This window comes from Streptomyces sp. NPDC048142, assembly GCF_043202835.1.
Taxonomy (GTDB): domain Bacteria; phylum Actinomycetota; class Actinomycetes; order Streptomycetales; family Streptomycetaceae; genus Streptomyces.
In genome coordinates this window covers 73,308-93,997 of record NZ_JBIDBC010000014.1, presented here as the reverse complement: position 1 = coordinate 93,997, position 20,690 = coordinate 73,308, and the positions used below count along the sequence as shown (strand labels likewise).

The 20,690-nt window shown below is 72.4% G+C and carries 15 protein-coding genes; 6 read left to right on the top strand and 9 right to left on the bottom strand.

The window, feature by feature from the left end:
- Positions 1-319: 319 nt before the first annotated feature.
- From ACGF2Y_RS19505 to ACGF2Y_RS19475, 7 genes are all read right to left on the bottom strand, one after another.
- On the bottom strand, positions 320-1,348 hold the full coding sequence (locus ACGF2Y_RS19505; protein WP_392948827.1) for an N-acetylglucosamine kinase: 1,029 nt from the start codon (positions 1,346-1,348) through the stop codon (positions 320-322).
- On the bottom strand, positions 1,339-2,604 hold the full coding sequence (locus ACGF2Y_RS19500) for a 6-phospho-beta-glucosidase (RefSeq protein WP_392948824.1): 1,266 nt from the start codon (positions 2,602-2,604) through the stop codon (positions 1,339-1,341). The genes ACGF2Y_RS19505 and ACGF2Y_RS19500 overlap by 10 nt, the downstream gene beginning before the upstream one ends.
- Before the next feature lies 1 nt (position 2,605).
- Entirely contained in the window at positions 2,606-3,511 is a 906-nt protein-coding gene (locus ACGF2Y_RS19495) for a carbohydrate ABC transporter permease (protein ID WP_392948822.1), read from the bottom strand.
- Between the two features lie 3 nt (positions 3,512-3,514).
- Positions 3,515-4,456, bottom strand: coding sequence for a carbohydrate ABC transporter permease (locus ACGF2Y_RS19490; protein ID WP_392948820.1), 942 nt, complete (start codon positions 4,454-4,456; stop codon positions 3,515-3,517).
- A 6-nt stretch (positions 4,457-4,462) separates the two neighbouring features.
- Complete coding sequence (locus ACGF2Y_RS19485) at positions 4,463-5,794, bottom strand: ABC transporter substrate-binding protein (RefSeq protein WP_392948817.1); 1,332 nt, start codon at positions 5,792-5,794, stop codon at positions 4,463-4,465.
- Between the two features lie 69 nt (positions 5,795-5,863).
- Positions 5,864-7,087, bottom strand: coding sequence for an ROK family protein (locus tag ACGF2Y_RS19480; protein ID WP_392948814.1), 1,224 nt, complete (start codon positions 7,085-7,087; stop codon positions 5,864-5,866).
- Between the two features lie 203 nt (positions 7,088-7,290).
- The gene (locus ACGF2Y_RS19475; protein ID WP_392948811.1) at positions 7,291-8,352 is read right to left on the bottom strand and encodes a mechanosensitive ion channel family protein; all 1,062 of its coding nucleotides are present in this window, start codon (positions 8,350-8,352) and stop codon (positions 7,291-7,293) included.
- Positions 8,353-8,668: 316 nt separating this feature from the next.
- On the opposite strand from ACGF2Y_RS19475, the gene ACGF2Y_RS19470 reads away from it, so the two are divergent.
- Positions 8,669-9,205, top strand: a complete 537-nt coding sequence (locus ACGF2Y_RS19470) for an HNH endonuclease (RefSeq protein ID WP_030801764.1) — start codon at positions 8,669-8,671, stop codon at positions 9,203-9,205.
- A gap of 46 nt (positions 9,206-9,251) precedes the next feature.
- Here ACGF2Y_RS19470 and ACGF2Y_RS19465 read toward each other — a convergent pair whose 3' ends face one another.
- Complete coding sequence (locus tag ACGF2Y_RS19465) at positions 9,252-12,242, bottom strand: beta-N-acetylglucosaminidase domain-containing protein (protein ID WP_392948808.1); 2,991 nt, start codon at positions 12,240-12,242, stop codon at positions 9,252-9,254.
- Positions 12,243-12,611: 369 nt separating this feature from the next.
- Between ACGF2Y_RS19465 and ACGF2Y_RS19460 the strand changes: the two genes are divergently transcribed.
- From ACGF2Y_RS19460 to alc, 5 genes are all read left to right on the top strand, one after another.
- Complete coding sequence (locus ACGF2Y_RS19460; protein WP_392948806.1) at positions 12,612-12,923, top strand: hypothetical protein; 312 nt, start codon at positions 12,612-12,614, stop codon at positions 12,921-12,923.
- Positions 12,924-15,320, top strand: coding sequence for a 4-alpha-glucanotransferase (gene malQ, locus ACGF2Y_RS19455; RefSeq protein ID WP_392948805.1), 2,397 nt, complete (start codon positions 12,924-12,926; stop codon positions 15,318-15,320). It abuts the gene before it with no gap.
- 38 nt (positions 15,321-15,358) lie between these two features.
- Positions 15,359-15,571 (top strand): hypothetical protein, encoded by a 213-nt coding sequence (locus ACGF2Y_RS19450; RefSeq protein ID WP_392949023.1) that lies wholly within the window; start codon positions 15,359-15,361, stop codon positions 15,569-15,571.
- A 181-nt stretch (positions 15,572-15,752) separates the two neighbouring features.
- Complete coding sequence (locus tag ACGF2Y_RS19445) at positions 15,753-16,661, top strand: LysR family transcriptional regulator (protein ID WP_392948802.1); 909 nt, start codon at positions 15,753-15,755, stop codon at positions 16,659-16,661.
- 65 nt (positions 16,662-16,726) lie between these two features.
- A complete protein-coding gene (alc, locus tag ACGF2Y_RS19440; protein ID WP_392948799.1) occupies positions 16,727-17,881 on the top strand; it encodes an allantoicase in 1,155 nt (384 codons plus the stop codon).
- Positions 17,882-18,093: 212 nt separating this feature from the next.
- On the opposite strand, the gene pepN is transcribed toward alc, so the two are convergent.
- A complete protein-coding gene (pepN, locus tag ACGF2Y_RS19435; RefSeq protein ID WP_392948797.1) occupies positions 18,094-20,670 on the bottom strand; it encodes an aminopeptidase N in 2,577 nt (858 codons plus the stop codon).
- Positions 20,671-20,690 lie beyond the last annotated feature (20 nt).

The following is a 20,690-nucleotide window of genomic DNA, read 5'->3' as shown; positions in this document are numbered from 1 at the left end:
CGCACACCAGGAACGCCCGGATCCCGCATCGGCCCCCGCATCAATCCCTCACAGGTCCCCGCATTCGATCAGGGCGGACGCGGCCGATCAAGGCAAGCAGTGCAACGTGCCCGGATACCTCCCCATAAGACCCGCAGCGAGACCGCCGCCCCTGGCGGAGTGCGTCCAAGCGAACGAACTCCCCATCAGATACACGTTCCAGAAGCCCGATCGGTTCCCTCGCGCCTCCCGTGCGCCGGGCGTTCACCCGTACGAGGAACGTCCCCCCGCGCATCGCGCGAAGGGACGCTCCCTGACGTACGGCGTACCGCCGAGGCCCTCAGACGTACTGCTCGCGCAGCCTGCGGTGGACCTCCGGCGCCGCGCCCGTACGGTCCAGGCCCAGCAGCGCCGCCCCCAGCACCGGCGGCTCGGACACGACCCGCACCCGGGCCTTCGGGGCGCGCACCGCCAGGAGTTCGGCGATCCGGTCGTTCAGCTGCGGATGGCGCGCGGCCAGCACACTGCCGCCCAGCAGCACCGGAGCCTCCTCCTCCAGCAGACCGAGCCTGCTCAGCGCGACCGAGGCCATCGCCACCACCTCCTCGGCCAGCCGCTCCACCAGGGCGAGGGCCACCGGGTCCCCGCCCGCGGCCGTGGCGAACAGCACCGGCGTCAGCTCGTGCCGCCGCTCCAGGGGGATCCCGCCCCGGTGCAGCGCCTCGATCAGCCCGTACATCGAGTCGAGCCCGAAGTGGCCGGGCAGCGCGCGGGCCAGCTCGGACGGTTCGCCGCGCCCGTCCTCGGCGCGCGCGGCGAACCACAGCGCCTCCTCCGCGAGCCCCGAACCGCCGCCCCAGTCACCGGATATCCGCCCGATCGCGGGGAAGCGGGCGGTCCGCCCGTCCGGGGTCATGCCCACGCAGTTGATCCCGGCCCCGCACACCACCGCGACGCCCCGGGGCTCGTCCACCCCGGCGCGCAGGATCGCGAAGGTGTCGTTGCGCACCTCCACCGATGAGCCCCACCCTCGGGCCTCCAGGGCGGCGGCCAACTCGGCCTCCTCGACCGGCAGATCGGCGTTGGCCAGACACGCGGAGACATGAACGGGCGAACCGGGCGAGGCGAGCGAGGCGCGTGGGCCGAACGAGGTGAACGAGGCGCGTGGGCCACCGGCGCCGGGCAGTTCCGCGACCGCCCGCTCCAGTGCGGAGGCCAGCACGTCGGTCGCGGCCTCCACTCCGACCACGGGCGGCTGGAAACCGCCGCCGCGCGCCGTGGCCAGCACCGTGCCGTCCTCGCCGATCAGCGCCACATCGGTCTTGCTGTTGCCCGCGTCGACGGCGACGACCGACACGTTCACGCCCACGAAAGGTGCTCCCGGTTGTGCGCGATCAGCCGGTCGGTGAGGCCCTCGGCGTACGCGTACTGGCCGATCAGCGGGTGGGCGAGCAGCGCCTTGAAGACCCGGTCCCGGCCGCCGCGCAGCGCGGCTTCCAGGGCGAGGTCCTCGTACGCCGTCACGTTGGCGATCAGACCGGCGTACAGCGGGTCCAGCGCCGGCACGGCCAGCGGCGTCGCCCCGTCGTGCCCGACCCGGGCCTGGACCTCGATCACCGCGTCGTCCGGGAGGAACGGCAGCGTCCCGTTGTTGTACGTGTTGACCACCTGGACCGGGGAGCCGCCGTCGCCCAGCAGGGAGGCCGCCAGATCCACGGCCGCCTCGGAGTAGAAGGCGCCGCCGCGCTTGGCGAGCAGCTCGGGCTTCTCGTCCAGCGTCGGGTCGCCGTACATCGCCAGCAGTTCCTTCTCCATCGCCGCGACCTCGGCGGCCCGGGACGGCTTGGTGCCGAGCTCCCTGACCACCTCGTCGTGGGCGTAGAAGTAGCGCAGGTAGTACGAGGGGACGACACCGAGCCGGTCGATGAGCCGACGGTCCATGTGGAGGTCGTCGGCGATGGCGTCGCCGTGCTCCGCGAGCAGCCGGGGCAGGACGTTCTCGCCGTCCGGGCCGCCCAGGCGCACGCCCAGCTCCCAGGTCAGGTGGTTGAGCCCGACATGGTCGAGGTGCACCTCGGAGGGGTTCACGTCCAGCAGCCGGGCGAACTTGCGCTGGAAGCCGATCGCCACGTTGCACAGGCCGACGGCCTTGTGCCCGGCCTGGAGCAGGGCGCGGGTGACGATGCCGACCGGGTTGGTGAAGTCGATGATCCAGGCGTCCGGGTTGGCGCGGCGGACCCGCTCGGCGATGTCCAGGACGACCGGCACGGTGCGCAGCGCCTTGGCGAGGCCGCCGGCGCCGGTGGTCTCCTGGCCGACGCAGCCGCACTCCAGCGGCCAGGTCTCGTCCTGGTCGCGCGCGGCCTGCCCGCCGACGCGCAGCTGGAGCAGGACCGCGTCGGCGTCGGCGACGCCCGCGTCGAGGTCGGTGGTGGTCGTGATCCTCCCGGCGTGGTCCTGCTTGGCGAAGATCCGCCGGGCGAGACCTCCCACCAGGTCCAGGCGGTCGGCCGCCGGATCGACGAGCACCAGCTCCTCGATCGGCAGCGTGTCCCGCAGCCGGGCGAATCCGTCGATCAGTTCAGGGGTGTAGGTGGACCCGCCACCCACTACTGCGAGCTTCATGTCAGCCCTTTACTCCGGTCAGTGTGACGCCCTCGACGAATGCCTTCTGGGCAAAGAAGAAGACGGCGATCACGGGGGCCATGACCAGAACGGTCGCGGCCATGGTCAGGTTCCAGTCGGTGTGGTGTGCGCCCTTGAAGGATTCGAGGCCGTAACTGAGCGTCCAGGCGGCCGGGTTCTCGGAGGCGTAGATCTGTGGTCCGAAGTAGTCGTTCCACGCGTAGAAGAACTGGAAGAGGGCGATGGCCGCGATGCCGGGCCTGGCCATCGGCAGGACGACCTTCATCAGGGTGCGGAACTCACCGCAGCCGTCGACCTTGGCGGCGTCCAGGTACTCGTCCGGGATGGTGAGCAGGAACTGCCGCAGCAGGAAGATGGAGAACGCGTCGCCGAAGGCCATCGGGATGATCAGCGGCCACAGGGTGCCGGACAGGTCCATCTGCTTGGCCCAGAACAGGTACATCGGGATGATGACGACCTGCGGCGGCAGCATCATCATCGAGATGACGAGCATCAGCGACAGCTTGCGGCCCCGGAAGCGGAACTTCGCCAGCGCGTACGCCACCGGGACGGACGAGACGACGGTGAGGACGGTGCCGACGCCCGCGTACAGCAGGGTGTTGCGCCACCAGGTCAGAAAGCCCGGGGTGTCGAGGACCCGCTCGTAGTTGCCCCACTCCCAGGTGTTCGGGGTGAGGTCGCGGGTCAGCGCCTGCTGGTCGCTCATCAGCGAGGTCAGCACCACGAAGACGAACGGCAGCACGAAGAAGAGCGCGGCGGCGATCCCGAGCGAGTGCACGGCGATCCAGTGCAGCAGTGCCTTGCGGCGGGCGGTGCGTTCGGCGGGCGTCCGGGGTGCGGTCGCCGGGACGGCGCCGGCCGCGGGCTTGTCGAGGAGTTGGGTCATGGCTCAGTCACCGGCCTGGATGAGGTTGTTGCGGCCCCGCATGAGCAGCGCGGTGAAGGCCATGGCCAGGGCGAACAGGATGAGGGCGACGACACAGGCGGCGCCGTAGTCGAAGCGCTGGAAGCCCAGGTTGTAGACAAGCTGGGGAAGCGTGAGTGTCGACTTGTCGGGATAGCCGGGTTCGAAGGACTGGCCTGAGCCGCCGATGACCCCGGAGGCGACCTTCCCGGCCACCAGCGGCTGTGTGTAGTACTGCATCGCCTGGATGACGCCCGTCACCACGGCGAACAGCACGATCGGCGAGATGTTCGGCAGGGTCACGAAGCGGAACCTCTGCCAGGCGGACGCCCCGTCCAGCTCGGCCGCCTCGTACTGCTCGGTCGGCACGTCCAGCAGCGAGGCCATGAAGATCACCATCAGGTCCCCGATGCCCCAGACCGCGAGCATGGTGAGCGCCGGCTTGGACCAGGAGGCGTCGTTGAACCAGCCCGGCGTCGGCAGCCCCAGGTCCCCGAGGATCGCGTTGACGGGCCCGGTGCCGGGGTTGAGAAGGAAGACGAAGGCGAGCGTCGCGGCGACCGGCGGTGCCAGGTAGGGCAGGTAGAACAGCGTCCGGAAGACTCCGGTCCCCGTCTTGATCTTCGTGATGAGCATCCCGATGCCGAGCCCGAAGACGACCCGGCAGGTGACCACGACGACCACCAGCCAGAGCGTGTTCCACAGTGACGGCCAGAACATCGGATAGTCCTGGAAGACGTACGTCCAGTTCGTCAGCCCGTTGAAGACCGGCGCCCCGAACCCGTCGTAGTCCGTGAACGAGAAGTAGACCGTCGAGACCATCGGGTAGACGAAGAAGACCGAGAACCCGATCAGCCACGGAGACATGAAGGCCGCCGTGCGCAGCGCCGACCTGCGGCGTTTGGAGCGGAGCGTGTGCGTCGTCATCGGGGGCTACTTGGCCTTGGCGATGTCGGTGTCGATCTGCTGGGCGGTCTTCTCCAGGCCGGCCTGGAGGTCCTTCACCGCGCCCTTCTCGTACTGGTAGCCGAAGTCCTGGAGGGTCAGCTGGTACGTCGCACCGTTGACGGCCCCGTCGGAGGTGCTGGACTCCGGGTGCTGGGCGATGTCCAGGAAGGTCCTGAAGCGCGGGTCGAACTTCAGGTCCGGCGACTTCAGCGCCTCCAGCGTGGAGGGCACGTTCCGGATGCCGTTGGAGAAGTTGACGACCGCCTCCGTGTCGGTGGTCATGTACTTCACCAGCTCCCACGAGGCGTTCTGCTTCTTGCTGGCGGGGGCGATACCCACGATGGTGCCGGAGAGATAACCCTTGCCGTAGCTGTCCGCCTCGTCGTCGGCGACGGGCATCGGGGCGACCCCGATCTCGAAGTCGACCCCGGCGTCCTCGGCCATCCCGAGCCGCCACTCGCCGTCCAGCTGCATGGCGACCTGACCGGTGTGGAAGGGATGTTTGGCGCCCCACTCGTCACCGAAGGTGCCCCGGTACTTCTCCAGCTTCTCGTAGCCGCCGAGGGTCTCCACGAGCTTCTTCTGGTACGTGAACATCTCCGCGAACGCCGGGTCCTTGGCGATGTTGGACTTGCCGTTCTCGTCGAAGTACGTGTGGTCCCACGAGGACAGGTAGTGGCTGGCGACGGTCTCGTAACCGTGGAAGTTCGGCATGAACCCGAGCTGCGAGTAGCTGTCGCCCTTCTCGACCGTCAGTTTCTTCGCCACGCTCGCCAGTTCGGACATCGTCTTCGGCGGAGCGGTGATCCCGGCCTTCCTGAACGCGTCCTTGTTGTAGTAGAGGCCGTAGGCGTCGGTGAGGAGCGGCAGGGCGCAGCGCTTGCCCTCGAACCGGGTGTAGTCGAGGAGGACCTTCGGGAAGGTCTTCTCCAGGTCGAGCTTCGACTTCTCGATGAACGGCTTCAGATCGGCGAAGGCGCCGGACGAGCAGAACTTGCCGACGTTCGCGGTGGTGAACGAGGAGACCACGTCGGGCCCGTTCGAACCGCCCGCGCGCAGCGCCTGGTTGAGCTTGTCGTCGTTGATGTTGCCGGAGACCTTGACCGTGATGTTCGGGTGGGCCTTCTCGAACCGGTCGATGTTGTCCTGGACGGCCTTCACTTCGGCGGGCGAGCTCCAGCCGTGCCAGAAGTTGATCGTGGTCTTCGCCTTCGGGTCGTCGGAGGCGCCCGCCTCGGACTGGCCGGTACACGCGGTGGCGAGCACCGATATCGCGGCGACGGCGACAGCGGTGGTGGTGAGACGGCTTGTGCGCATGACGAGACTCCCAGGGACGGGGAAGTGACAGACGGCAGGGGGAGAAACGGGAAGGAGGAGAGCGGTGGTTCAGTGCGAGGTGTCGAACACTTCGTCGCGGGTGTCGGCGAGCGCCCGCTCCAGTGCGCCGCGCAGGACGGGGGTGCGGTCGATCTGGCCGACCACCAGCCGGGGCCGGGAGGCGGCGAGCTCGGCCAGCTCGGACTGGATCAGGGAGCGCAGGACCTCGCCGCCCGCCGCGACCGCTCCGCCGGAGAGCACGATCAGCCCGGGGTCCAGGACGGCGATGACGGAGGCGAGCCCGGTGGCGAGCCGCTGGGCGTACTGGCGCAGCAGCTCGGTGAGCGCCTCGTCCCGCTCGTACGCGTCGGCCGCCCGCGCCAGCAGTTCGGCGGCGACCTTCGCGTACGGCTGCTGCGGGGTGTCGATGCCCAGCGCCTTCGCGAGCCGGGGCACCGCCTGGGCGCCCGCCAGCTCCTGGAAGCCACCGCTGTTGGCCTTGACGACCTGGCGTACGAGCGGGGTGCCGGGCACCGGCAGGAAGCCGACCTCGCCCGCGCCGCCGGTGAAGCCCCGGTGCAGGCGCCCGTTGATGACGAGAGCGGCGCCGAGCCCTTCCTCGCTCCACAGCAGGACGAAGTCCTCGTGGCCGCGGGCCGCGCCGAGGCGCTGCTCGGCGACGGCGACCAGGTTGACGTCGTTCTCGTACTCCACCGGCATCGGCAGGAACGCGGCCAGCTCGTCCAGCAGGGCGGGGGAGTGCCAGCCGGGCAGGTGCGAGGCGTACCGCAGCCGTCCGGTGCCCGGATCGAAGGCGCCCGGGGTGCCGATGACGATCCGGTGCACGTCGGCGCGGGTGAGCCCGGCGTCCTTCACCGCCCCGTCCAGCGCGTCGGCGACCTGCCGCACCACACCGTCGGCGCGCCGGCCCGGGGTCGCCAGCTCGAACTCCCCGACCGTCCGACCGGTCACGTCCGCGACGGCGGCGACGACGCGCCGCCCGTTCACGTCGAGCCCGGCCACATGGGCGGCCCGCGCGTTCACCGTGTAGAGCTGCGCGTTGGGCCCGGGGCGCCCCTCGCTGGTCCCGGTGGCGACGACCAGACCGGCCGCCTCCAGCCGGGCCAGGAGCTGGGAGGCGGTGGGCTTGGAGAGCCCGGTCAGCTTCCCGATCCGGGTCCGGGAGAGCGGCCCGTGTTCCAGCAGCAGATCGAGGGCGGCCCGGTCGTTCATGGCCCGCAGCACCCGCGGGGTGCCCGGGGTGCCGGGTGGGCCCGGAGTGGTTCCCGCCATCGTGGATGCACCGCCTCTGTCAGGAACTCAACGCTCGTGACTCTGTTAGGAAAGTTTCCTATTCGCTGGGAGGACGGTAGGGCGCAGGTCACCGGGGCGTCAATGGGCATCGCCCGTCCGGCAATCAAAGTGTTACCGACACGGCGGCGCCCCCGGCCGCCGTCCTGGGGTCCAGGAGGCCGCCGGGGGCGCTGGGGAAGGGCCTACTTGTTCAGGTTCGCCGACGGTATGGGCGTCGCCGCCAGCGACTGCGGGGAGACGGCCGAGGCATAGGCGGAAGGCGCGGCCACCCCGGCGGACGGGTCGGGGCCCTCGCCGTCAGCCTGGAGCGGCAGGGTGCCGACCATCCGGATGCCCGCGTCGTCCAGCGCCTGCTTGATGCGCCAGCGCAGCTCGCGCTCCACGCCGACCGACTTGCCCGGCATCGTCCTCGCGGTCACCCGGACCGTCATCGAGTCCAGCAGAACCGCGTCCAGGCCGAGCACCTCCACCGGGCCCCACAGTCGCTCCGACCAGGGCTCTTCCTTCGTCATGGTCTCAGCGGCGGTGGTGATCGCCGCGCGGACGTGGTCCAGGTTCTCCGTCGGGCGCACCGTGACATCGACCCCGGCGGTGGACCAGCCCTGGCTGAGGTTGCCTATCCGCTTCACCTCGCCGTTGCGGACGTACCAGATCGCGCCGTTCTCACCGCGCAGCTTGGTGACACGCAGCCCCACCTCGATGACCTCGCCGGAGGCCACCCCCGCGTCGATGCTGTCCCCGACTCCGTACTGGTCCTCAAGGATCATGAAGACGCCGGAGAGGAAGTCCGTGACCAGGTTGCGGGCGCCGAAGCCGAGCGCCACCCCCGCGACCCCGGCGGAGGCGAGCAGCGGGGCCAGGTTGATCTCGAAGGCGCCCAGGACCATCAGCGCGGCCGTGCCCATGATGAGGAACGAGGCCACCGAGCGCAGCACCGAGCCGATCGCCTCCGAGCGCTGGCGTCTGCGCTCCGCGTTCACCAGCAGCCCGCCCAGCGCCGTGCCCTGCACCGCCTGGGCGCTGCGGTTCATCCGCTCGATCAGATTGGTCAGGGTGCGCCGGATCAGATAACGCAGCGTGATCGCGACCGCCACGATCACCAGGATCCGCAGCCCGGTGCTCAGCCAGGTGGACCAGTTCTCCTCGACCCAGCCCGCGGCGTTCCCGGCCTGTTCGGCGGCTTCGTCCAGCGAGCCGCCCGGCCCGGGGGACGGGGCTGCGCCCAAGAGCGCGGACAGCGACACGGCAAGGACCTCCAGGGGGACGACGGCTGGTCGATAACACTAACGAAGCCGGGGGAGTGGATCGTTGCCGTCGCGGGAGGAGAGACAGGTCTCACCGGGAACACCTCCCCTGTGGCCGATCGCACGGCGCGGACGGCGGCCCTGGTGAAACACCTGCTCGCCGCCGCGGAACGGCGGGCGGAGCCCGGTGCGGAGAAAAAATCCTCCCGGCCCGTTACCCGTACGTGGTGGCGCTTTGACCAGGCATGAGGAGAGACTGAGATCGGATCGTCCCGGCGCGAGCCACGCGCCGCCGGCGTACAAGGAGGCATCCACCGTGCCGCACGTCCTGGTTCTCAACGCGTCGTACGAGCCGCTCGGCGTCGTACCGCTCCGCCGCGCGCTCGTCCTCGTCCTCGAGAACAAGGCCATCTGCCTCGAGGAGTCCGGCGCCTTCCTGCACAGTGCCACCCGTGCCGTGCCCGCACCCAGTGTGGTCCGGCTCAAGCGCTTCGTCCGGGTTCCCTACCGGGGCCCCGTCCCCCTGACACGGCGGGCGCTGTTCGCCCGGGACGGCGGGCGCTGCATGTACTGCGGGGCCGCCGCGACCAGCGTCGACCACGTCATCCCGCGCAGCCGCGGCGGCCGGCACGCCTGGGACAACGTGGTGGCGGCCTGCCGTCGCTGCAACCACGTCAAGGCCGACCGCCATCTGCCCGAGCTCGGCTGGCGGCTGCGCCACCAGCCCGCCCCGCCCACCGGCCTGGCCTGGCGGATCATCGGGACCGGGCACCGCGACCCGCGCTGGCTGCCGTATTTGCAACCGTTCGGAGCGGACGACGTGATGGCCCGGATCGACGGCGTTTCCGCCTGAGACCCGGGCCTTCGCCGTCCTTCCCCCGCCCCCGGTACGTACGCGGTCAGTCGTCCTGGACCGCGTACGCCTCCACCGACCAGAGCGAGTAGCCGTACTCCGTCGCCCGGCGCTCGCCCTGCACCCGGATGAACCGGGTGTCCTTCGCGTCCATCCGGACCGACTCGCGCCCGCCCCGGCCCTCCGCCACGGTCGCGGCGGTGCGCCAGACGCGGCCGTCCGTGGAGACCTGTATGCGGTAGCGGGAGGCGTACGCGTCCTGCCAGCTCAGCACCACCTGGCCCAGGCGCACCGGCTTCGGCAGCTCGGCCCCCCACCAGGCCCCGTCCTCCACCGGCGAGGACCACCGGGTCTCCGGATCGCCGTCGGAGGCCGCCGCCGCGGGGAAGTCCGGGGTCTCGTCGCCGGACGACGAGGCCTTCGCCGTACGCGCCAGATCCGGGCCCCCCGTACGCGGGAAGGCCCGCACGGTCAGCGTGGACTCCTGGCCGGCGAAGGCCAGCGGAACCTCGTACTCGCCCGCCGGGGTGTCCGCCGGGACGGTGATGTCCACGGGCACCTCCGTACGTGATCCGCGCGGCACGGTCGTCTGCTTCGGGACCCGCACCTCGATGCCCTCGGGGGCCTTCGCGGTGAGCTTGCCCTTCACCTCGACCGGACGCCGCCCGGCCAGCCGCGCCGCGACCCGCTGGGGCTCGCCGCCGATCTCCGCGTCCGTCTCGCCGTGCGCCAGGTCGAGTGTGGCGGCGGGCTCGTCGCCGAACCACGGCACCAGGGCGCGCACCTGCGGGGACCCCGCAGGCACGGCGGGGGCGGGGGGCAGGGTGGGGCTGAGATACGAGGGCGGGGCGGTCCGGGCGGCCTCCGGCATGGTGACCCGTACGGCGTCCGCGCGCAGCCCCTTCGCGGCGGTCTGGGTGAAGCCGCTCGGCGAGAGCCGTCCCAGGGCCCGCCACCCCTCACCGGGCACATGGGCCTCCACGACCGCGTCGCTGAGGGCGGCACCGGGCTCGGCGAGCGCCGTGACGGCCTCCACCGGCCGGGGCCCGCCCAGCCGGACCGTATAGCTGTGGGCGTCCTTCGTGACCCGGCCCGAGGCGCGGTCGGTGCCGTTCCACCCGGCGGACGCCTTCGCCGCCCTGTCCAGGAACGGGTCCAGCACACCCTTGCCGACGGTGGCCCGGCTCGCGCTGATCTCCTCGCGCAGCGGCTCCAGGGCCAGCTGGGCGCGCCAGGCGGCGGCGCCGTCCCCGGCGGCCTGGGCCTGGAGCAGATCCACGGTGAGCTCACCGGCCCGGCCGTAGCGGGCCAGCTGCTCGGTCCAGGGGCGCACCTCGTCGGTCAGCCGGCCCTCCGCGGGGGTCTTCAGCCGCTCGGGGGCCCCGCGCATCACGGAGAAGGCCGCGCGCAGTTCGCCCGCCGCCCGGTCGCGGCGGGAGGCGTCGGCGCGGGAGTTCCAGAAGGCGTCGAACAGGGGCTGGAGGTAGGCCGACTCCTCCGCGCCGAGCACCGAGCCCGCGCTGTTCCCGGCCAGCGCCAGCAGCGCGTCCCGGGCGCCCGCGTCCCCGCCCGCCAGATCCTCGACGGCCGCCCGCCAGGACTCGTCCGGGAGGTATCCCTTCGGGTTCCAGGCGAAGTCGGCGGCGGTGAACAGCGGGATCCGGGAGGCGGACGGCTGCTCCATCGCATTGGCCAGCAGCGCCGCCGAACCGCTCGCCACCGCCGGGTCCCGGCCGGTGTACGGGCCGAGGAAGATGCGGTCCTGGGCGTAGTCGTTGACCGGGTAGTTGTCCATCGTCACCAGCGGGTGGCGGAACGCGTCGCGGGCCCCGGCCAGTTCGCCCCCGGTGATCCTCTTCGGCACCACCCCGACCCCGGTCCAGGCCACCTGCACCCGGTCGTCCAGCTCGGCCGCCAGCGCGGTTCGGTAGTCGGTGGCCCCGTCCTGGTAGAACTCCGTCGGCAGCACCGACAGCGGGGCCGCGTCCGGGTGCCGTTCCGCCAGATGCCGGGCGAGGGCGCCCGCGACCCGGGCCTGGGCGCGGGCCGCCGCCTTCGGACCGCTGCCGAAGGTCTCCGCGTCCAGGTCGCAGTGCCACTCGCTGTAGCTGACGTCCTGGAACTGGAGCTGGAAGACCCGGACGCCCAGCGCCCACATGGCGTCGATCTTCTTCGTCAGGGCCTCGGTGTCCTGGTCGGACGCCATGCACATCGCCTGACCGGGGGAGAGGGCCCAGCCGAGCGTGACGTGTTCGGCGCGCGCCCGTTCGGCCAGGGCCCGGAAGTCGGCCCGCCTGTCGGCCGGATACGGCTCGCGCCAGCGCGCCAGCCGGTAGGGGTCGTCGCCCGCCGCGTAGAGATAGCGGTTCTGTTTGGTGCGGCCCATGAAGGAGATCTGGGCGAGCCGCTCCTCGCGGGTCCACGGCTGTCCGTAGAACCCCTCGGCCATGCCGCGTACGGCGGTTCCCGGCCAGTCCCGTACCGTCACGCCGGCCACCGAGCCGTCGGCGACCAGTTGACGCAGGGTCTGGACGGCGTGGAAGAGGCCGTCCCCGCCGAGCCCGTCCAGCGCGACGGTGGCACGTCCGGCGACCCGGCCGACCGCGATCCGGTAGCCGCCCGACGGCAGATCGGCCCGGTCGGGAGCGCGCAGCGCCCGCAGCGCCTCACCGGCGCCGCTGCCACCGAGGCGCACCACGGGCCCGCCGCCCGGCAGGCTCTCGTGCAGGGTCCGGACGCCCGCTCCGCGCAGCAGCGAGCGCGCCAGCTCGACGGCGTACGGATCGGCCTCCGGTGCGGCGACCAGTGTGGCCTCGGAGCCCAGCGGCACGGCGGGCCCGGTGGCCTTCATGCTCTGCGGCCGGGGCCACACGGACGGCGGCCGCGCGCTGTCGGCGCGGTCTGCGGCGTCGACGACGGGCCTGCCGGGATCGGCGGGGGCGGCCGTCGCGGCCGGAGCGAGGGAGACGGATCCGAGGAGTCCGCCGATCACAGCGGCGGCCACGGCCGTCGCCTGCCTTCTGCGCCCGATCCGCACGTCGCACTCCTCTTCCGTACGTATCCACTGCCGGCATTCGGACCGCCGTGCCGGACCGCCGTACCGACCGCATCGGACCACAGGCGGTGCGCCCCGGCGCGGTCCGAGCCCACCACCCGGGCGCGAGGGTGTCAATGAGCGTGGCCGTTCTGCCGTTTTTGCCGGGAATAGCGGCAGCTTCGGGCCCCGTGGGGCTGGTGTGGCGGCCGGGAATGGCTGAAAACGGCCCATACCTGCCGCCCGGGGGAGCGAAGTGTGACCCAGAGCACGTTGGGCTCGTTGTCATAACGCCTGCATCACGTCCACGTCTGCCACGGCGAGGCCTGGGTAGGTCTGCTGTGTCCTGTTCTCCATGGCCAGGAGGCCACCATGCCCGCTGCCGCGCAGCTTCTGCTCTCCGCCCTCTCCAAACAGGTACCCGCCCAGCCCGACTCCGGACCGCTGACCAGCGGACTTCCCCTTGCCGATGTCGCCCACCTGATCAGCGGGCCGCCGCTCGCCGATGTCTCCCTCCTGCTCGGCGAATCCTCGTTCGCCGATTCCGCGCCGCTGACCAGCGAGCCGCCGCTCGCCGATGCCACCCCTCTCACGAGCGAGCCGCCGCTCGCCGCCGTCGCCCCTCTGACCAGCGAGCCGACCGCACCCGGCACCGCAGGGGGCATGGAGTTCGCAGGAGTCTGAATGGGCTTGTCCCGGCTCGCCGCACTGCACGGTGTCGCCACCTCCTACTCCCCGTCGCCGGATGTCACGGTGTCCGTCCCCGACGACACGGTCATCGCCGTGCTCGCCGCGCTGGGCGTCGACGCCGGCACTCCGGCGGACGTACGGAAGTGCCTCGCCGCCGCGGAGTCCCGCTCGCGCCTGCTGCCGCCGACCGTGGTGGTCTGGGCCGGCGAGCCCCTGCCGTCCGCCCTGGCCGGACTGCCCCCCGGCTCGACCGTCACGGTCGAGCCGGAGCCGGCCGGGACCCCGGGACACCCCTCGGGCCGCCCGCCCGCCCCGCTGAGCATGCGGGTCCGGGCGGCGGCCCCTGCCCGGCCTGTGACGGCTCCGGGGGGCGTCGGCGCGGCTTCCGGGTCGCCTCCGGGGGGCGGCGCTGCGGTGGCCGGTCCGCTTCCGGAGGGCGCCGCCACGGTTTCCGTTCCGCCCCCGGGGGGCGCCGGCGCGATTTCCGGTCCGCCCCCGGGGGACGCTCTGGAGGACGCCGCCACCGCACCCGTTCCGCCCTCGGGGGACGCTGCTGCGGTTGCTGGTCCGGCCCCGCGTCCCGGGGGCCCGGACCCGGATGCTCCGGCGGCCGTCCCCGCCTGGTGGATCCCGCCGCCCCACGGTGTCCACCGCATCCACGTCCGCACGCCGGACCACCGCCGGGCCACGGCCACCCTCGTCGCCGCCCCGGCCCGCGTTCCGCAGCCGCCCGAGCGTTCCCACGGCTTCCTGGTCCAGCTCTACTCCCTGCTGTCCGCCCGCTCCTGGGGCATGGGCGACCTCGGTGACCTGGCGGACCTCGCCACCTGGTCCGGGCGCACCCTCGGCTCCGGGTTCGTCCAGGTCAACCCGCTGCACGCGGCCGTCCCGGGCCGCCCCACCGACCCGTCCCCGTACCGCCCCTCCTCGCGCCGCTTCCCCGACCCGGTGCACCTGCACGTCGAGTCGGTCCCCGAGTACGGCCATGTCCGCGACCGGGCCGCCCTGGACGACCTCCGGCAGGACGCCGCAGCCCTCAGCGAGGCCGTGCTGAACAAGGGCGCGCTGATCGACCGGGACGCCGTCTGGGAGCTGAAGCGCCAGGCCCTGGAGCTGGTCGTCGGGGTGCCCCTCACGCCCGGCCGCCGTGCCGCCTACTGCGACTTCCTGGCCGAGCAGGGGCAGGCGCTGGAGGACCACGCCCTGTGGTGCGCGCTCGCCGAGGTGCACGGCCCCGACTGGCACACCTGGCCCGAGGCCCTGCGCGACCCCCGCTCCCCGGCGACCGCCCGCGCCCGGACCGGGCTGCTGGACCGGGTCGACTTCCACTGCCGCCTCGCCTGGCTGACCGCCACCCAGCTCGCCGCCGCCCAGCGGGCCGCCGAGGACGCCGGGATGAGCGTCGGGATCGTCCACGACCTCGCCGTCGGCGTGCACCCGGCCGGCGCCGACACCTGGGCCCAGCAGGAGGCCTTCGCCCACGGCATGTCCGTCGGCGCGCCCCCCGACGCCTTCAACGCGCGCGGCCAGGACTGGGGCCTGCCGCCCTGGCGCCCCGACGTCCTCGCCGCCACCGGTTACGCCGCCTACCGGGGCCTGCTGCGCGGGCTGCTGGCCCACGCCGGGGCTCTGCGCATCGACCACGTCATGGGCCTCTTCCGGCTCTGGTGGGTGCCCGAGGGCCGCCCGCCCACCGACGGCACGTACGTCGCGCAGGATGCCGAGGCGATGCTCGCCGTCCTCGTCCTGGAGGCCCACCGGGCCGGTGCCGTCGTCGTCGGCGAGGACCTCGGCACCGTCGCGCCCGGCGTCCGTGAGGCGCTCGCCCGGCGGGGCGTACTCGGCACCTCCGTGCTCTGGTTCGAGCGTGACTGGGACGGCGACGGCCGGCCGCTCGCCCCGGAGAAGTGGCGCCGGGACTGCCTGGCCACCGCCACCACCCACGACCTGCCCTCCACCGCCGCCCGGCTGACCGGCGATCATGTGACGCTGCGCCACCGCCTCGGCCTGCTCACCCGCTCCCTGGAGGAGGAGCTGACCGAGGACGCGACCGACACCGCCGAGTGGCTGGCCCTCCTCGCCCGGCTGCGGATGCTCCCCGAGGGCGACGGCGACGAGGAGGCCGCCGTCCGCGCCGTCCACCGCTTCCTGCTGAGCACCCCCGCCCGGATGACCGGTGTCTGGCTCCCCGACACCATGGGCGACCGCCGCCCGCAGAACCTCCCCGGCACCTGGGACCAGTACCCCAACTGGCGCCTCCCGATCGCCGACGCCGAGGGCCGTCCGGTCACCCTGGAGGAGATCACCGCCGCGCCCCGGCTGCACGCGCTGATGGACGTCCTGCGACCCCGAGAGCCCCGTACGGCACCCCCGGGCGAGCGTCGTCCCTAGGCGTTCGCTACGTTGGCACCGTGGACAAGAAGAACGCTATGCGCGCCGGCGTCGTTGCGGCCGGGACGACGCTGATGATGCTGCTCATGTCGGCCCCGGCGCTCGCGCTCACGCCCGACGACGGTGACGACCCGGGTCCGCGCATGAGCGCGATGGAGACCATCGGCCTCTACGTCATCGCGCCCATCGCCCTGTTCGTGGTGATCACGGGCCTGGTCATGGTCCTGGACAAGTCCAAGAAGCAGGTCTGACCCGCACACGTACGACCTGCGCGAAGCACACGCACGAAGCGCACGTACGACACGCACGAAGGGTGCGCCGCCGGTGGGGACCACCGCGCGGCGCATCCGCACGTCCGGCCCCGGACGACGCCGGACGGGCGTACGGCGTCGGACGGGCGCCTGACCCGACCCGGGCCGGTAGGTTGCGCCCATGACCGAGTGGGACGTCAAGAAGCTCCGCATCCTGCGCACCCTGCGCGACCGGGGCACGGTGACGGCGACCGCCGAGGCGCTCCTGATGACCCCCTCCGCGGTCTCCCAGCAGCTCACCAACCTGGCCAAGCAGCTCGGCGTGGACCTCCTGGAGCCCCAGGGCCGCCGGGTCCGTCTCACCGACGCCGCCCACCTCGTCCTGCGCCACGCCGAGGCGGTCTTCGCCCAGCTGGAGCGGGCCGAGGCCGAACTGACCGGCTATCTGCGCGGCGAGGCCGGTGAGGTCAGGGTCGGCGCGTTCTCCACCGCCGTGCCCGCCCTCGTCGTCCCCGCCGTCCGGCTGCTGCGCGCCGAGGAGCGCCCGGGACCCGACGTACGCGTACGGGAGGCCGAGGCCGCCCAGGCGTACGAGCTGCTCACCGCGGGCGAGGTGGACCTGGCCCTGTCGCTGGCCGCGCACGCGCCGACCGCCCGAGACCCCCGTTTCAGCCTCTTCCCGCTGCTCGCCGACCCCCTGGACGTGGCGCTCCCCGCCGACCACCCGCTGGCCGGCGCGCCTGCCCTGCGCCTCGCGGACCTGGCCGCCGACCACTGGATCTTCGGCGGCTCGGGGCCCTGGTCGGAGATCACCACCGCCGCCTGCGAGGCGGCGGGCTTCGTCCCCGAGCAGGCGCACAGCGCCGCCGGGTGGACCGCGATCCTCGCCCTGGTCGAGGCGGGCATGGGCGTCGCGCTGGTCCCCCGGATGGCCGCCCGGGAGCGCCGCGAGGGCGTGGTGATGCGGGTGCTGGAGGCGGACCGGCCGCGCCGCCATGTGGTGGCGGCGGTCCGGCACGGGGCGGCGAGCGGCCCGGCGGTGGCGCGGGTCCTCGCCGCACTCACCAGTGTGGCCCGTTCGTTCAGCTGAGCTGAACAGTATCTGCGAAAACTTTCGATGGACCTGATGGGTCCGGTGGCGCGAAGGTAAGAGCCATGACCTTCGACGCGAGCGAGACCACATTCCAGGACCCCGACACCGACCCCCACGCCAATGACGCCGCGCCCTACGGCGGCGGCGACCCGTACGCCGACTACCGCGAAGCCGGAGACCTCCCCTTCACCGAGCTGGTCGACCTCGCCGACCGCCGCCTCGGCGCGGGCGTGATCGCCGCCAACGACGAGTTCTTCGCCGAGCGCGAGAACCTCCTGATCCGCGAGCGCGCCGTGTTCGACCCCGAGCACTTCGGGCACAAGGGCAAGATCATGGACGGCTGGGAGACCCGCCGCCGGCGCGGCGCCGGCGCCGAGCACCCCTTCCCGGCCCCCGAGGACCACGACTGGGCCATCGTCCGCCTCGGCGCCCCCGGCATCGTCCGCGGCCTGATCGTGGACACCGCCCACTTCCGCGGCAACTACCCGCAGCGGGTATCGGTGCAGGCCACCTCCGTCGAGGGCGCCCCGAGCCCCGAGCAGCTGCTCGCCGACGACGTGAAGTGGGACGAGATCCTCCCGCCCGCCCCCGTACGCGGCCACGCCGCCAACGCCTTCGAGATCACCGGCGGCCGGCGCTACACCCACCTGCGCCTCTGCCAGCACCCCGACGGCGGCATCGCCCGCCTCCGCGTGCACGGCGAGGTCGTCCCGGACCCGGCCTGGCTCGCCGCGCTCGGCACGATCGACCTGATCTCGGTCCTCAACGGCGGTACGTACGAGGACGCCTCCGACCGCTTCTACTCCTCGCCCACCCAGATCATCCTGCCGGGCACCTCCCGCAAGATGGACGACGGCTGGGAGAACCGCCGCCGCCGGGTCCGCGACACCAACGACTGGGTCCGCTTCCGGCTGCCCGCCCAGGGCGCGGTCCGCGCGATCGAGATCGACACCGCCTACCTCAAGGGCAACTCCGCCGGCTGGATCGCCCTCCAGGGCCGCAACGGCGACACCGGCGAATGGTTCGAGATCATCCCGCGCACCCGCCTCCAGCCCGACACCCTTCACCGCTTCGTGCTGCGCGCCCAGGCCGTCGTCACCCACGTCCGCCTCGACGCCTTCCCCGACGGCGGCGTCGCCCGGATGCGCCTGCACGGCACCCTCACGGAGTCCGGCGCCGCCGACCTGGCCCGCCGCTACGAGGAGTCCGGCGCGTGACCCCGTAAGGCTGCCGGCACCCCCTGCTCCGCCCGGCGGACGGCTGCGCTCCTGCGCCCGCCCGCCGGGCGGTTTCCAACCCGCCGGGCGCACGCCCGGCCGCCGGACGCGCGACCGGGTGAACCCGCGCGGGCGTACGGCAAAGGGGCGCCCCCTCCGCCGCGACGCTTCCGCCACGAACGAAGAGGACGCCCCCAGGGCCGTACGTACCGCTACGCGGTGGCCGCCGCCGCGTCCGCCGCCTGGGCCTTCAGAGCGCGCTCCACACCGGACCGCGACTCCGACATCAGCCGGCGCAGCGCCGCGCTCGGCTCGGCCGAGGCCAGCCAGGCGTCCGTGGCGTCCAGCGTCTCCCGGGAGACCTGGAGGGCCGGGTAGAGGCCCACCGCGATCTGCTGGGCCATCTCGTGGCTGCGCGAGTCCCAGACGTCCTTCACCGAGGCGAAGTACTTCTCCGTGTACGGGGCCAGCAGCTCACGCTGGTCCGTCTGGACGAAGCCGCTGATGACCGCGTCCTGGAGCGAGTTGGGCAGCTTGTCCGACTCCACGACCGAGGCCCACGCCCGCGCCTTGGCCTCCTCCGAGGGCTGGGCCGCCCGCGCCGAGGCCGCGTGGCGCTCGCCCGCCGCCGTCTTGTCGCGCTCGTACTCGGCGGCGATCTCCTCCTCGTCGAGCAGGCCGACGGCCGCGAGCCGCTGCACGAACGCCCACCGCAGCTCGGTGTCGACGGCCAGGCCCTCGATCGACTCCGTGCCGTCCAGCAGCGACTGGAGCAGGTCCAGCTGCTGCGGGTTGCGGGCCGTGGCCGCGAAGGCGCGGGCCCACGCCAGCTGGTGGTCGCTGCCCGGCTCCGACGCCCGCAGGTGCGCCAGCGTCGCGTCGGTCCACTGGTTGAGCGCGCCCTCACGGGTCTCCGGCGCGGCGTACAGGTCCAGGGCCAGCTTCACCTGGCGGTGCAGCGACTGGACGACGCCGATGTCCGACTCCTTGCCGATGCCGGAGAGCACCAGGGAGAGGTAGTCGCGGGTCGCCAGCTCGCCGTCACGCGTCATGTCCCAGGCCGAGGCCCAGCTCAGGGCGCGCGGCAGCGACTCGGCGAAGTCGCCCAGGTGCTCGGTGACGACCCGCAGCGACGCCTCGTCGAGGCGGACCTTGGCGTAGGAGAGGTCGTCGTCGTTGAGCAGGATGACGGCCGGGCGGGCCTTGCCCTGCGGGTAGGGCACCGTGGTGCGCTCGCCGTCGACGTCCAGCTCGATCCGGTCGGTGCGCACCAGCTTGCCGTCCGCGTCGAGGTCGTAGCAGCCGATGGCGATCCGGTGCGGGCGCAGCGTCGGCTCGCCCTTCGCGCCGGCGGGCAGCGCGGGAGCCTCCTGGAGCACGGTGAAGGAGGTGACGTGACCGTTCTCGTCGGTCTCGATCTCCGGGCGCAGGATGTTGATCCCCGCCGTCTCCAGCCACGCCTTCGACCAGGTCTTCAGGTCGCGTCCGGAGGTCTTCTCCAGCGCGCCCAGCAGGTCGGAGAGACGGGTGTTGCCGAAGGCGTGCGCCTTGAAGTACGCCTGCACGCCCTGGAAGAACGCGTCCATGCCGACGTACGCCACGAGCTGCTTGAGCACGGAGGCGCCCTTGGCGTACGTGATCCCGTCGAAGTTGACGAGGACGTCGTCCAGGTCCTTGATGTCCGCCATGATCGGGTGCGTGGAGGGCAGCTGGTCCTGCCGGTACGCCCAGGTCTTCATGGAGTTGGCGAACGTGGTCCAGGAGTGCGGCCACTTCGAGCCCTCGGCGTACGCCTGGCAGGCGATCGAGGTGTAGGTGGCGAACGACTCGTTCAGCCAGAGGTCGTTCCACCACTCCATCGTGACGAGGTCGCCGAACCACATGTGGGCCAGCTCGTGCAGGATGGTCTCGGCCCGCACCTCGTACGCCGCGTCCGTCACCTTGGAGCGGAAGACGTACTGGTCGCGGATGGTGACCGCGCCCGCGTTCTCCATCGCGCCCGCGTTGAACTCCGGGACGAAGAGCTGGTCGTACTTGGCGAACGGGTACGCGTAGTCGAACTTCTCCTGGAACCACTCGAAGCCCTGCCGGGTGACGGCGAAGATCTCGTCCGCGTCCAGGTACTCCGCCAGCGAGGGGCGGCAGTAGATGCCGAGCGGGACGGACTGGCCGTCCTTCTCGTAGCTGCTGTGCACCGCGTGGTACGGGCCCACGATGAGGGCCGTGATGTACGTCGAGATGCGGGGCGTCGGCTCGAAGGCCCAGACGTCGTCCTTCGGCTCCGGCGTCGGGGAGTTCGAGATGACCGTCCAGCCGGAGGGGGCCTTCACGGTGAACGCGAAGGTCGCCTTCAGGTCCGGCTGCTCGAACGAGGCGAAGACGCGGCGCGCGTCCGGGACCTCGAACTGTGTGTACAGATAGGCCTGCTCGTCGACCGGGTCGACGAACCGGTGCAGGCCCTCACCGGTGTTGGTGTACGCGCAGTCGGCGACGACCTTCAGTTCGTTGGCGCCCTCGCGCAGATGCGGCAGGGCGATCCGCGCGTCGCGGAACACGGCGGCCACGTCCAGGTCCTTGCCGTTCAGCACCACGTCGTGGACGGCCGGGGCGACCAGGTCGATGAACGACTCCGCACCCGCCTCCGCGCAGTCGAAGCGCACGGTGGTCACGGACCGGTAGGTGCCGCCCTCCTGCGCTCCGGAGAGGTCGAGATCGATCTCGTACGCGTCCACGGTCAGCAGGCGCGCCCGCTCCTGTGCCTCTTCGCGGGTCAGATTCGTGCCAGGCACGCGGTCATCTCCTTCGATGG

Bases quoted from the DNA above. Each gene is read 5' to 3' on its own strand.
- ACGF2Y_RS19500 (WP_392948824.1), bottom strand. From the start codon at position 2,604: ATGAAGCTCGCAGTAGTGGGTGGCGGGTCCACCTACACCCCTGAACTG.
- ACGF2Y_RS19495 (WP_392948822.1), bottom strand. From the start codon at position 3,511: ATGACCCAACTCCTCGACAAGCCCGCGGCCGGCGCCGTCCCGGCGACC.
- ACGF2Y_RS19490 (WP_392948820.1), bottom strand. From the start codon at position 4,456: ATGACGACGCACACGCTCCGCTCCAAACGCCGCAGGTCGGCGCTGCGC.
- ACGF2Y_RS19485 (WP_392948817.1), bottom strand. From the start codon at position 5,794: ATGCGCACAAGCCGTCTCACCACCACCGCTGTCGCCGTCGCCGCGATA.
- ACGF2Y_RS19480 (WP_392948814.1), bottom strand. From the start codon at position 7,087: ATGGCGGGAACCACTCCGGGCCCACCCGGCACCCCGGGCACCCCGCGG.
- ACGF2Y_RS19460 (WP_392948806.1), top strand. From the start codon at position 12,612: ATGCCCGCTGCCGCGCAGCTTCTGCTCTCCGCCCTCTCCAAACAGGTA.
- malQ (WP_392948805.1), top strand. From the start codon at position 12,924: ATGGGCTTGTCCCGGCTCGCCGCACTGCACGGTGTCGCCACCTCCTAC.
- ACGF2Y_RS19450 (WP_392949023.1), top strand. From the start codon at position 15,359: ATGCGCGCCGGCGTCGTTGCGGCCGGGACGACGCTGATGATGCTGCTC.
- ACGF2Y_RS19445 (WP_392948802.1), top strand. From the start codon at position 15,753: ATGACCGAGTGGGACGTCAAGAAGCTCCGCATCCTGCGCACCCTGCGC.
- alc (WP_392948799.1), top strand. From the start codon at position 16,727: ATGACCTTCGACGCGAGCGAGACCACATTCCAGGACCCCGACACCGAC.